Below are 12,668 nucleotides of genomic sequence, written 5' to 3' on the forward strand. Positions count from 1 at the left end.
CACGCTCTCCGGACCACGAGGTCGCTGAGTATGTACTGAGTTCGCACTTCAGGGTGACGATGGTGGGCCGAGGGAGAGCCCCGGGCGCGGCGTTCAGTCCGCCACGGCCTGACCGAGGTGCGCCTGGCGATGGTCACTGGACCAGCTGGTCGCGTGCGGTGTTCAACCTCCCCGCCGCAGAGCTGCTCACTCCCTGCGGAGGGCGCGGCAGGACGCAGGTGGACCACCGCGTCAGGTTTGACCCCCAGGACTTCAGGCAGCGACCCTCACACCCGCGGGGTTCGGGCGCGCAGCCGGTCGATCTCAGCGAGCACGCAGTCCACATGCGGACGCACCTGCGCCTGCAATGCATCACTCCAGCTCTCCTCGGAGTAAGGGCAGTTGAGATAGAGCTGCCTGGCGTGCTCGAGGGCGGCGCGGTGCTCGGGCGGGAGCTGGGCGAGGGCCCAGTCGGCGGCGGCGTCCTTCGACTTGATCTGGCCAGTGGCGAGCGTGGTCCAGATACGGGCGAGGGTCAACAGGACGTTGCGGGTGTCGCTGTCCAGGTCGTCGAGCAGGCCGGGGATACCCGCAACGCTCGCCCGGACCAGGTCGACCTGCGGAACCGGGTCGAGGACCTGCGCCGGGCGCGGGCCGGTGAGTGGGTGGTCGCCGGTCAGCGCCATAGTGACCAGCAGGGCCAGATCGGGCATCGGCTCCGGCTGGGGGACCTCCCCGGCCTCGTACGCCGCACGCAGCCACTCGCCGTAGAGGAAGTCGCCGGTCGGCGGGTACCGCCAGGGCCGGACCTCGGACTGGACGACCACGGTGAGCTCGACCGGGCGGACCTTGTTTCGGAAGCCGGAGATCCGGAGCAGTCCACCGAGGAGTGTCCGTCGATCCTGCTCGTCCATTCGCCGCCGGGAGACGACCAGCACGTCCACGTCGCTAGCCGGCCTGAGTCCGCCGAGCACAGAGGAGCCGTGGAGGTAGGTGCCGATGGCATTGTGGTCTAGCACGCCGCCGACCAGCCCCACGATCTGCTGAACCTGATTCACTGCATCAGCGTCTCCTACCATCCGGCGGACTGCACAGCATTATGCGACTTCGGCTGGTCAGGGAGCTGCAGGGATGTGGAGGGCGAGGCCGGTGCCTGTCATGAAGCCGTTGAGGATGTCTGGCCGGTACTGGAGGCGTTGCCACTGACACTCAGATGACGATGTCCAACTGACGCTCTCCCGCAGACCGTCAGTGCCCTGGCAGGTCACCGTCCCGGCGCTCACCACACGACCGCTTCGCCGGCCGGCAGGCTCTCGAAGCCGGCCCCGCATCGAACGAACCTCGGCGAGGCCGCGGCGCGCCGACACCCCGGGCCGTCGTAGGCCGTCGGCCCGGGTGCGGAGCGGCCTCGCCGAGGTCGGACGATCAGTGGCCGGCGACGACGCCGGACAGTTCGTTCGTGATCTTCGGCAGGATCACGGACGTGACTTCCTTGCCCGATTCGATGTCGATCGCGTGCAGCTTGCGCTTGCCCGGCTCGGAGACGTACGCGGTGTGGTCGCGGACGAAGAGGGTGGGCCGGGGCTGCTGCCAGTCCAGCGGCTCCTGCCACTCGTCCACGACGGGGATCTTCTTGTCCACCGTGCCCGTTTCCGGGTCGATGACGTGGAGGCTGCCGTTGGTGCCCAGGAGGAGTGCCTCGCCGTTGGGTCCGCGGCCGAGTGAGCGGAAGGAGTAGCTGGTGCCCAGGTCGACGAGGCGCAGTTTCCCGGTCTCGGTGTTGATGAGGGAGATGCGGGTCGGCCGCTCCAGTTCGGCCTCCGGGTCGGTCTTGTAGTCGCCCAGGAGGATGGGCGATGCGTCGCTGCCACTCTGGTTACCGATGCGGCCGTAGTCGTCGGGGGCGTCGACCTTGGTGAACTTGCCGTCCTTGTAGATCAGGATGCCGTCCTCGCAGCCGATGCCGATGGCCTCGCCCTTGGCCGCGGCCTCGCCGTGGACGCCGGGGCACTTCTCGTTGCGCTTGATCTCCTTGTTGTTCTTGTCCAGGACAAGGGTGCCGGTGCGCTTCTCCTCGGTGCCGAGGGTGCTGAGGAGTTCGCCGTTGCTCAGTTCGATGGCGACGCCGTGGTGCGGCTCGGCGGAGGTGTAGGTGCGGCCTTGCGGCTTCTCGCCGCCCGAGAGGTCGTCGGGGTCGAAGACGTTGACCTCGCCGGTGCCGTCGGTGAACAGCACCGTCTTGTCGGCGTGCCGTACGACGTGGCCGGGCTTGGCGCCCTTGTACTCAATGCCGGGGAAGGTCTGTTCGGTGGCGTTCAGAACGCGGAATCCGGAGTCGGTGGAGACGATGACGTGGGAGTCGTCGCCGGCGGGGTTGAGGCGGTTGAAGCCGGGCAGCTCGATCGTGCCGGCCACCTTCAGGCTCTCGCCGTCCAGGACGTACAGGCCGCCGTCGAACGTGGCGACCAGCGGGTCCTTGACCGCTACGGCCTTGGTGCTCGGCGCAGCCTTGGCCTTCGTGCCGGACGAGGAAGTGGCCTCCCCTCCGCAGGCGGTCAGGACCGCGGAGAGGGCCAGAGCAAGGGCCGTGCCCGTGATGGCTCTGGTGCGTATCGGCTTGTTCACCGGTGTGTTCCTTTCTGTGCCGCGCGGGCGCGGCAGTGGGTGCGGGTGTGCTTGAGCGGCCGGTCGGCGGGTGTCCACGTCAGGCGCGCTGGTTCAGGCGCCGGTCAGGCCATCCGTCATGGCGGTGGTGTTGGCGCGCATCATCTGCAGGTAGGTGCCGGCGCCCTTGCCCTTCTCGGTCAGCGATTCGGAGTAGAGCTCGACGACGCGCACGTGTCCGCCCATCTCCGTACGCAGCACCTCGGCCAGCCGCTTGGGCTGGGAGGAGTCCGCGAACACGGTTTGTATGCCTGCCTTCCGCATCGCCTGGGTGAGTGAGCGAAGGTCGGAGGAGCTGGGCGAGGCCAGCGTCGTACCGCTCGGGATGACCGCGCCTACCACCCGGAAGTCGAAGCGTTCGGCGAGGTAGCCGAAGACGTGGTGGTTGGTCACCAACGCGCGCCGCTGTTCGGGTATGCGGTCGAAGGACTTCTCCATCCAGGTGGCGAGGTCGGCGAGTTGGTCGTCGTAGCGGTCGGCGTTGTCGCGGATGGCCGTCTCGTCGACGCCGTCCACGTGCTCGACCACCTGGTCGGCGATCAGGCCGGCGGCCTTGCGTACGCGGTCGGGGTCGGTCCAGAAGTGCGGGTCCGGCTGCCCGGCCTCCTCCTCGGGTCCGCCGTCGTCGTGGGCCTGGAAGGTGAGCGGGTCCACCGCCTTGCCGGCCTCGAAGGTGGCTACCCCTGCCTCGCGGGCAGCCTCCACGTGCCGCAGTACGTTCTCCTCCAGCCCCAGCCCGTTGAAGATCACCAGGTCGGCCCGCTCCAACTCAGCGGCCTGCACGGCCGACAGACCGAAGGAGTGCGGGTCGGCGTTCGGCTTCATCAGCACGGTCACTTCGGCCCCGTCGCCGACGATCTCCTGGGTGATGTCGCCCAGGATGTTGGTCGTCACGACTACCCGGGGCTGGTCGCCGCTGCTCGTACAGGCGGTGCCGGCACCGGCCAGGGCGAGGATGAGCAGGACCGGCAGGAAGGTGCGCAGCGGCCGCGCCCCTCGCGTCTGTCGCGTCATCGTCCGGTCTCCACCATCAGGGCCGGCTCGATGTCCAGGTCGAAGGTGCGCGCGATGCGCAGGTTGTCGTTGTAGTCGATCTCGTACACGCGTTTGCCTTGGGGGTCGCTGAGGTAGGCGCGGCTGCGGTCGACCTCGATGACCGGTCCCGCGTTACCTTCGGTGCCGGACTCGGGGGCGCCCGTCAGAAGCGGCTTCGTCTTGGAGACCTGTTTGCCGGTGGTGATGTCGTAGCCGTGGAGCGATCCGTCGGTCTCCAGGACGATCAGGACGGAGCCCTCTCCCGCTGTGTTGGCCGAGACGACGGGACCGGTCTTCACCCGTGTCCAGGTCCGCTCGGAGACGTCCAGCACCCACACGCCCCGCTCCCCGGCCGCCGCCGTGAGCGTGTCGCTGCCGGGCCGGTGCCGGAAGGCCGTGGCTCGTTCCTTCTCGGGTACGTCCTCGCCGTACGGGATGCTCTGGGCCGTGAACGTGCCGTCGGCCTCACGGAGGAGCAGGGCGCCGTCGCCGCATCCGAGGACGACTCCGCGCCGGGTGACGGCATCACCCCGCGGGTCCTCGCACGCCGCGTCCGGCGAGGCGACGCGCTTGCCCTCGCGGTCGTACACCGCGAGCTTCGCGGACTCGTGCCCGTCGTCCGTGAGGCTGAGCAGGTGCTCCGCGTACGGCACGACAACTCCCGCGTGTGCCCCGGGAAGCGCGCGGGGCGAGCCGACCTTGCCCTTCTCCAGTTCGGCCCGGCGGTAGACACTGGCCCGGCCGTCCTCGTCGGTCACCGCGGTCACCGCGGCGTCGCTGCGGACGCGCGCACCGGAATCTCCGGGCAGTTCGCCCACCTCACGTATGGACGCGCGGTAGTAGTGGACGTGGTCGCCGTGATCCACCATCCAGGCGCCGCCGTCGAGGACGTGCGTGCCGCCTGAGGTGTGGAAGTAGCCGAACCGGCCGTCCGTGGTGAGTCCGGTGGTGCCCGTCGTCCGGGACACCTCGTGCGTCTTCCCTGTGATCAGGTCGAGCACCTGGGTGTTGCCGGTCCCCGGGTCATTGAGCAGCAGCCGCGACTGCTGCTCGGCCTTCTCCTGTGCCCCTTCGACGTACCCGTGCGGTGCGGAGGCCGATGTGGTGGTCTTCGGAGGGGACGCGTCGTCGTTCTGACCGGCGCAGCTCGTGGTGAGCAGGGAGACGGCCACGAGCGCGGCAGGCGCCCAAGGGGTGACGTTACTTCGGACGAGCAAAGGGATCGCCTCATGTTCTTTTCAGTCGGTTGCCGCGGCGTGCACGCCGACGAAGCGCGCACGGCGGTGGTCGCGGACCGGATGCCAGGTGGGAGAGGAAGAACAGGCTCACCGCGAGGGCCGAGACGGTCGCTCCGGCGGCGGTGCTCAGGTGCCAGGACAGCAGCAGGCCGCAGAAGGTGGCGGTGATGCCGAGCAGCGCCGCGAGGGCCATGACGCCCCGCACACTGCGCGCCCAGGGCAACGCGGCCGCTGGCGGAGCGATGAGCAGGCCCAGCACCAGCAGCGTCCCCACGATGTGGAAGGAGGCGACGATGGCCAGCGCCAGCAGGCCGAGCAGCACGGCGTGAGCGAGGCGGGGACGCAGGCCGAGCGTTCGGGCCTTGCGCGGGTCGAAGGCCAAGGCGAGGAAAGCCCGGTGACCGAGGACCGAGACGACCAGTGCCAGCACCAGCGCCACACCCAGCAGCACCAGGTCCTGCTCACGGACGGCGAGGACGTCACCGAAGAGGAACCCGGTCAGGTCGACCGCGAAGGACTGCGAGCGCGACACGATGATGACGCCGAGGGACAGCATCCCCACGAAGAGCAGGCCGATACCGGTGTCCTGGGACAGCCTCGGGGTGCGGCCGAGGGCGGTGACACCGGCGGTCATGACGACCGCGCTCAGCACCGCCCCGACCAGCAGGTTGCCACCGAGCAGCGCGGCGAGCGCGACCCCGGGCAGCAGCCCGTGGGACATGGCGTCACCCAGGAAGGCCATCCCCCTGAGCACTACCCAGGTACCGGCCAGTGCGCAGATCACCGACACCAACATCCCGCCCCACAGGGCCCGCTGCACAAAGGTCACCTCGAAGGGACCCGTCAACCACTCCATGCGATGGACATTACAATGAAAACCATGTTCAAGAAATTCCCCTCTTTCGCCCAAGCCGAGGGCAAAACGTCCCGCGTCCGCTTCACCGAGCTCTCCGCCGGTTACCCGGGCCGGCCCGTCCTCCATCAACTGGACGCGGAAATACCGGCGTTGGCCACCACCGCGCTCGTCGGCCCGAACGGAAGCGGGAAGTCCACCCTGCTCGGAGTCCTGGCCGGAGTGATCCAACCCACATCAGGCGAGCTCCACCACCATGGCGACCGGCCACCGGCGTTCGTCCCGCAGCGCGGCGCCGTCGGGGACGCACTGCCGCTGACGGTCAGGCAGACGGTGGAAATGGGGCGCTGGGGCGAACGCGGACCGTGGCGCAGACTGACCCGACAGGACCGCATTACCGTGGACCAGGCCATGGAGCGGCTCGGCATCACCGACCTCGCCACCCGTCAACTCGGAGAACTGTCCGGCGGACAGAGGCAACGCGCCCTGATCGCCCAAGGACTCGCCCAGGAATCGGACCTGCTCCTCCTGGACGAACCGACCACGGGACTTGACCCCGAGGCGAGGGGCTGGATCGGCGCGCTGCTGACCGAGCTGGTCGCTGACGGAGTGACCGTCGTCCACGCCACCCACGACCTCGAAGCCGCACGCTCCGCGGACGCCTGCCTCCTCCTCCGCAACGGCCACCTGGCAGGACAGGGGCACCCCGAACAACTCCTCACCGCATCAACGCTCGCCCACATCTGGCAACCGACGTGAGCGACCGCCAACTGACGTCCTTGCCGACCGGAAGTCCGAGACGCTCGACGCCTGGCTGCGCGACCATCCCGGCGTCGAGATCGTGTGTACGCGACGGGTCGGCCTCGTATGCTGAGGCGATCCGCCGCGCCCTACCCGACGCCACGCAGGTCAGCGACCGCTGGCACTTGTGGAACGGTCTCGGCCCGGCCGTGGAGAAGGCGGTGGCCGCGCACAGCACCTGCTGGGCGAAGGCCGACCCGAAGCGGCAGACGCTGACCCGCGAGCGCACCACCCTGGAGCGCTGGCACGCCGTCCACGACCTGATCGACAACGGCGTCGGCCTCCTGGACTGCGCCCGCCGCCTCGACCTGGCCCTCAACACGGTCAAACGCTACGCTCACGCGCCCGAGCCCGACCGGCTGCGCCGCCCGCCCCAGTACCGCGCCTGCCTGGTCGACCCCTACCGCGACCACCTGCGCCGACGCCGCGCCGAGGAGCCCGGCGTGCCGGTCAAGCACCTCTTCGAGGAGATCCGCGCCCTCGGCTACACCGGCAGCCTCAACCTGCTGCACAAGTACATGAACCCGGGCCGCCACGAGAGCGACCGGATCATGCCTTCTCCGCGCCGCCTCACCTCATGGATCATGACCCGGCCCGAGAACCTGTCCGACAAGCGGCGCGAACACCTCGACGGACTACTCGCCTCCTGCCCCGAGATGACCGACCTGGCCCGCCTCGTCCGGGACTTCGCCCAGCTCATGGGCGAACGCCGCGGCGGCGACCTCGACGCCTGGATCGCCGACGTCCGCGCGGCCCAACTGCCCGAGCTGGCGCAATTCCTCACCGGCCTCGAGCAAGACCACGACGCGGTCGTGGCCGGGCTCACTCTCCCCTACAGCAACGGCCCCACCGAGGGCGTCAACACCAAGACCACGGGATCGCCCGCCAGATACACGGAAGGGCAGGCTTCACCCTCCTCCGCCACCGCATCCTCCGGATAGCAACACCCTCCGTCACCACCGGATGTGCGACAGGGCCGCTCGTTTGACAGACCCCGTCCTGATCGATGGCACCCTGATTCGCACCCGCCGCCGCACCGGGAAAGACAACCGGCGCAACTACAGCGGGAAGCACAAGGCCCACGGCCTGCTCTTCCTCGCGCTCACCGACGACAGGGGCCGGCTGCTGTGGCTGTCCGCGGCCCGCCCGGGACGCTCCTCGGAGATCACCACCGCTCGCTACAACCACCTCGTCGAGCGCCTGCGCGCCCACGAACTGGGTGCCGTCGGCGACCTTGGCTTCACCGGCCTGGACGACGACCCGGACAACCCGGTGGTCATCACCGGCTACAAGGCGCCCGCACCAAACCGCTCACCCCGGCGAAGAAGCAGGTCAACAAGCTGATCGCGTCCGTCCGCGCGGTCTGCGAGCACGCCTTCGCGCACTTGAAGAACTGGCGCATCATCACCAAGCTCCGGCGTCGGCCCGTACGCGACGACGCTGCCGCGGGCGCTGCTCGTGCCGACCAACACCGAAGTCGCACGCTGACAGACGATCTTGGGAGCAGGCAACCGCCCGCGAGCAGTACGAGCACGAGATCGCTGACTCACACCAGCCCCGCCGACTTGCGGGTTCGAAGTTGGAGGAGACTCAATCGAGTCGTCGGGTGATTTCTTGAGGGGCAGAGGGCGCGTATGGACATTCGGCAGCTGGAGTACTTCCTTGCGATTGTTGATCGTGGGGGGTTCAACCGTGCGGCCTCGGCTCTGTACGTGTCGCAGCCGTCGCTGTCGCAGGCCGTGCGGGCACTGGAGCGTGATCTCGGCTCCGAGCTGTTCCATCGCATCGGGCGTAGGGCAGTCCTGACGGAGGCCGGAAGGGCCCTGATCGAGCCTGCCCGGGAGGCCGTGCGGAGTCTGGAGACGGCGCGGGCGAGTGTCGCGGCGGTGCATGAGCTGCGTGAGGGGCGGCTGGATGTGGCATCCATGCCGTCGCAGGCGGTGGAGCCGCTGACGACCTTGGTGAGTGCCTTCAGCCACCGGTATCCCGGCGTCTCTGTGGCCATCAAAGCGGCGTTCACCTCGCGTGATGTGATCGACATGGTGCGCACGGGTGCCGTGGAGTTGGGGCTTTTGGCGTCCGCCGGCCCCGTCTCCGACAAGGAGGTCGCCTCACATGCGCTGGGGCGGCAGCGTTTTGTGCTGATGGTGCCGGCCGACGGCCCCTTCGCTGATCGGACGGCGGTGGAGTGCCGGGAGCTTGCGGGACAGCGGCTGATCGTCGGGCAGCCGGGTACCGGGATGCGCGCCTACGTCGACGCGCTGCGGGAACAGGGCATCGAGTTCACCGTCGCCGCCGAGACCGAGCACCGCGTGTCGCTCATGCCCCTGGTACTGGCCGGGGTCGGGCTCGCGGTGGTCACGGATTCCTGGCGGGACGTCGCCCGGCGACTGGGCGCCCGCGTCCTGGACATCGAGCCGAAGGCCACCTTGGACATCGCCCTCGTCAGCCGCCGCGGCAGCCTGTCCCCCGCAGCCGCCGCGTTCGTCACGGCCGCCACCTCGGCCGCCGACAGCTGATAGGCATGGCTTATAAGGGATCCGGACCGCGTCTTGGACGCCTCACGGACCGCCTTGCTGTAATCGAGATCCCCGGCGACGGCATCGGCGCCGGGGTACTGCCCCCAGCACAGCAGGTCCTCGATGTTCTGGCCGCCGCCACGGCTTCTGCCTGTCCTACACGTCGTACGACGACTGGTCGTGCGAGCGGTACCTGCGGGAGGGCACCATGATGCCCGCCGACGGGATCGACCAGCTGCGCGACAAGGACGCGATCCTGCTGGGCGCGGCGGGATACCCGGGGGTGCCCGACCATGTCTCGCTGTGGGGCTGCTGATCCCGATCCGGCGCAGCTTCCGCCAGTACGTCAACCTCCGGCCCTTCCGCGTCTTCGAAGGCATCGACAGTCCGGTGCACGGCGCGCGGCCGGGCGAGGTCGATTTTTCGTGGGCGGAGGGCCGTGGGCTCGTCCCGCTGGCCGAGTGAGCCCACCTCGACGAGGACCGCCGAGATGCCCCGGCGGGCGGCGGCCGCGTGGCTGTTGCCGCCCTCGGCCGTCAGCCCGCGGATGACGTCCTCGATACCGAAGGAGCCTGCCAGTTCGGCCGTGGCCTTGTCGAGGTCCGGGTCACCGGTGAGGCGGTAGCCGACGAAGTCCCGCAGGACCTGGTCGATGCCGCCGCAGTGCAGGTCGATGTAGACGTCGGCGCCGTCGACGAGGTGGGCGAAGAGCCAGGCGGCCATTCGCTCGGTCGGGCCGCCGTCCGGGTCGCCGGGGAAGACGCGGTTGATGTTCACGCCGTCGACCGGGGAGACGTTGAGCCGGCCCTGGTACACGGCGTTGGGGTTGGCGACCGGGCAGATGATGACCTGCCCGTGCACCTCGCGGGGGTCCAGCCTGTCCGCCAGTCGTACGACGGCGTCGATAGGCGTGAACTCGCCGCCGTGCACCCCCGCGGTGATGACGACCCGGGGGCCGGGGCGGGAGCCGTTGACCAGGGTCAGCGGAATGTCCGCGGTGAGGGTGCCGAGGTCCGCCCGGACACTGCCGCGCGCCTTGGTACCGGGTTCGGCGTGCAGGGAGCCGACGGAGAGGGTGGTGTCGCTCATGGTCATGCCTCCGTACGGCCGAGGGTGGAGATGAAGTCGATGGGCTGGGGCGAGGAGCCGTCCAGCGCGAGGTCCGCGGCGATGTCGCCGAAGGCGGGCGAGAGCTTGAATCCGTGGCCGGAGAACCCGGCGAGCAGGACGACGTTCTCGGCGACCGGGCAGCGGGCCGACCAGCGGACGGCTGCTCTCGGTGTAGCCCTCCATGTAGACGGACAGCCGGGTCGGGTCGGGGTTGAGGTCCGGCAGGTAGCGGCCGATCAGGTCGGCATAGATCTGCAGCTCCTCCGGCTGCACCGTCCGGTCCAGCTGGTGCGGGTCACCGGCGGGCCGGTTCAGGGCCTGGGAGAGGCCGAGCTTGACGGAGACGCCGTCCGGGGAGGGCAGGCCGTAGCAGTGGATGGGTGCCGTGCGAATGAACGCGGGACGCTCCTCGCCGAACCAGGCGTCGGTGGTGGGCATGAACCAGGCGCTGACCACGCGGAGGATCTCCACCTCCCACGGCAGGCCGGGCAGCAGGTCGTTGACGTAGGGGCCGACAGTGACGACGACCGCGTCGAAGCGCTCGCTGCCGGCATCGGTGCGGATCTCCACGCCGTTCGCGACGGGGACGATCTCGCGGACCGTGGTGTAGCGGTGGATCACGGCACCCAGCTCCTCCGCGCGTCGGGCGGCGGTCTGGACGGTCAGCTCCGGCCGGATGAAGCCCGCCCGGCGGTCGAGCACTGCCGCGTCGCCGTCCCCGAGCCGGTACTGCGGGAAGCGCTTGGCCAGCACCTCGGCGTCCAGGACCTCGTGGTCGAGGCCGTGCTCGGCGATGGACTCAAGGACGGTGGCCATCTGCTGCTGCTCGGTCGGCCCCATCAGCAGGCACCCGGTCAGCCGGCGCAGCTCACGGCCGGTCTCCTGCTGCAGCTGCCCCCACAGGACGTCGGCGTGCTTCAGGAGCGGGACGTACCGCGAGTCCTCGAAGTGCGCACTGCGGAAGATCCGGGTCTCACCACCGGCGGCACTGCGGTCGTGGCCGGGTGCGTACCGGTCGTACCCGACGACCTCGGCGCCTCGGGCCGCCAGGCGGCCTGACTGCCCATCGTTCCCACGCCGACGACGGCGACGTGCTTCCTAGCAGCTGACACAGGACTTTCCTTTCGTATCGCCGAGGCGCATGCTGGGCGCCCGACGTGAGGCTGATCGATTCGAGGCGGTTTGGACGGGAGCCGGGCCCTGAGCGGCCCACGGCTCACAACCGCCCGTTGTCTCGGAGTTCCGGCTCGGGATCCCGGTACGGCGGTGTACTCGGCTACGGGTTCCGAAGGGCCGGGACGGTCAGAGAAGTTCCAGCAGCTTCTCGGTGAACTCGTCGGTCGTCGCCGTGCCGCCCAGGTCGCGGGTTCGCACATCCGACTTGGCCAGGACGGCGGTGATGGCGTTGTCGATGTCCCGGGCGGCCTCGGGGTGGCCGAGGTGGTCCAGCATCATGGCCGCAGACCAGATCGCGCCCAGCGGGTTGGCGATGCCCTGGCCCGCGATGTCTGGCGCGGAGCCGTGCACCGGCTCGAACATCGAGGGGAACTCGCGCTCGGGGTTGAGGTTGGCCGCCGGGGCGATGCCGATGGATCCGGCGACCGCGGCCGCGAGGTCGCTGAGGATGTCGCCGAAGAGGTTGGAGGCGACGACCACGTCGAAGCGGGCGGGGTCGAGGACGAACTTCGCGGCCAGCGCGTCGATGTGCTCCTGGTCCCAGGTGACACCGGGGTGCGCGGCGGCCCGCTCGGCGATCAGCTCGTCCCAGAACGGCATGGTGTGGATGATGCCGTTGGACTTGGTGGCGGAGGTGAGCTTCCCTCGGCGGCGGGCGGCGAGCGAGAACGCGTAGTCGGCGATCCGAGTGACCCCGGCCCGGGTGAACACTGCTTCCTGGACGGCCAGTTCCTCGCGCGTGCCCTGGTTCAGCCGTCCGCCGATCTCGCTGTACTCACCCTCGACGTTCTCCCGCACGACGACGAGATCGACCTCGCCCGCGGCGGCGCTGCGCAGCGGGCTGCCCACGCCATCGAAGACCCGGATCGGCCGCAGGTTGACGTACTGGCGGAAGGCGCGGCGGATGGGGATCAGCAACCCCCACAGCGAGACGTGGTCCGGCACGCCCGGGTAGCCGACGGCGCCCAGTAGGATCGCGTCCAACTCGCGCAGCCGGTCCAGGCCGTCCTCGGGCATCATCGAGCCCTCGCGCACATAGCGCTCGCAGGACCAGTCGTAGGAGGTGTAGGAGAAGCCGATTCCGTGGTGGCGGCCGACGGCGTCCAGGACTCGCTGGGCGGGCGGCAGGACCTCGGTCCCGATGCCGTCACCGGGGATGAGGGCGATGCGGTGGTTCTGGATCGTCATACGGTCGATTGCAGCAGCGGGCCGGGCAGCACGTCCAAGACACAATCCCGATGTGCCTTATAGGGCAGCCTTATAAGGCGGCCTGATCGCGGTTCCGTCAGCGCT

Annotated in this window: 10 protein-coding genes and 3 pseudogenes; 6 read left to right on the plus strand and 7 right to left on the minus strand. The window is 69.5% G+C overall.

Annotation, left to right across the window (positions count from 1 at the left end; genetic code table 11):
* Positions 1–266: 266 nt before the first annotated feature.
* The 5 genes from H1D24_RS40220 to aztB form a co-directional block, all read right to left on the minus strand.
* Positions 267–1,058 (minus strand): aminoglycoside adenylyltransferase family protein, encoded by a 792-nt coding sequence (locus tag H1D24_RS40220; protein WP_220137769.1) that lies wholly within the window; start codon positions 1,056–1,058, stop codon positions 267–269.
* Between the two features lie 346 nt (positions 1,059–1,404).
* Positions 1,405–2,604, minus strand: a complete 1,200-nt coding sequence (gene aztD, locus H1D24_RS40225; RefSeq protein WP_181662729.1) for a zinc metallochaperone AztD — start codon at positions 2,602–2,604, stop codon at positions 1,405–1,407.
* 93 nt (positions 2,605–2,697) lie between these two features.
* Positions 2,698–3,657 (minus strand): zinc ABC transporter substrate-binding protein AztC, encoded by a 960-nt coding sequence (aztC, locus tag H1D24_RS40230; RefSeq protein WP_181662730.1) that lies wholly within the window; start codon positions 3,655–3,657, stop codon positions 2,698–2,700.
* Entirely contained in the window at positions 3,654–4,895 is a 1,242-nt protein-coding gene (locus tag H1D24_RS40235) for a hypothetical protein (protein ID WP_181662731.1), read from the minus strand. Before H1D24_RS40235 ends, aztC begins: the two co-directional genes overlap by 4 nt.
* Before the next feature lie 10 nt (positions 4,896–4,905).
* Complete coding sequence (gene aztB, locus H1D24_RS40240; protein WP_181662732.1) at positions 4,906–5,772, minus strand: zinc ABC transporter permease AztB; 867 nt, start codon at positions 5,770–5,772, stop codon at positions 4,906–4,908.
* A 15-nt stretch (positions 5,773–5,787) separates the two neighbouring features.
* Here aztB and aztA point away from each other — a divergent pair, with 15 nt between their 5' ends.
* The 6 genes and pseudogenes from aztA to H1D24_RS43360 all read left to right on the plus strand — a co-directional run.
* Positions 5,788–6,528 (plus strand): zinc ABC transporter ATP-binding protein AztA, encoded by a 741-nt coding sequence (aztA, locus tag H1D24_RS40245; protein WP_181662733.1) that lies wholly within the window; start codon positions 5,788–5,790, stop codon positions 6,526–6,528.
* A gap of 13 nt (positions 6,529–6,541) precedes the next feature.
* Positions 6,542–7,558 (plus strand): annotated as a pseudogene (locus tag H1D24_RS40250) (ISL3 family transposase); the annotation flags it as partial.
* Complete coding sequence (locus tag H1D24_RS43350; protein WP_258564716.1) at positions 7,555–7,914, plus strand: transposase family protein; 360 nt, start codon at positions 7,555–7,557, stop codon at positions 7,912–7,914. The pseudogene H1D24_RS40250 and the gene H1D24_RS43350, both read left to right, overlap by 4 nt.
* Entirely contained in the window at positions 7,914–8,180 is a 267-nt protein-coding gene (locus H1D24_RS43355) for a hypothetical protein (RefSeq protein ID WP_309484627.1), read from the plus strand. The genes H1D24_RS43350 and H1D24_RS43355 overlap by 1 nt, the downstream gene beginning before the upstream one ends.
* A gap of 24 nt (positions 8,181–8,204) precedes the next feature.
* Positions 8,205–9,089: a LysR family transcriptional regulator gene (locus tag H1D24_RS40260; RefSeq protein WP_181662736.1), complete on the plus strand. Its 885-nt coding sequence runs from the start codon at positions 8,205–8,207 to the stop codon at positions 9,087–9,089.
* Positions 9,090–9,094: 5 nt separating this feature from the next.
* Positions 9,095–9,509: pseudogene (locus tag H1D24_RS43360) on the plus strand (isocitrate/isopropylmalate family dehydrogenase); the annotation flags it as partial.
* Between the two features lie 27 nt (positions 9,510–9,536).
* Here H1D24_RS43360 and H1D24_RS44460 read toward each other — a convergent pair.
* Positions 9,537–11,249, minus strand: a pseudogene (locus H1D24_RS44460) (FAD-dependent oxidoreductase); the annotation flags it as partial.
* Between the two features lie 252 nt (positions 11,250–11,501).
* Complete coding sequence (locus H1D24_RS40275; RefSeq protein ID WP_374064758.1) at positions 11,502–12,557, minus strand: tartrate dehydrogenase; 1,056 nt, start codon at positions 12,555–12,557, stop codon at positions 11,502–11,504.
* Between the last annotated feature and the right edge of the window lie 111 nt (positions 12,558–12,668).

Origin of the sequence: Streptomyces himalayensis subsp. himalayensis (genome assembly GCF_013778455.1) — a bacterium.
Taxonomy (GTDB): Bacteria; Actinomycetota; Actinomycetes; order Streptomycetales; family Streptomycetaceae; genus Streptomyces; species Streptomyces himalayensis.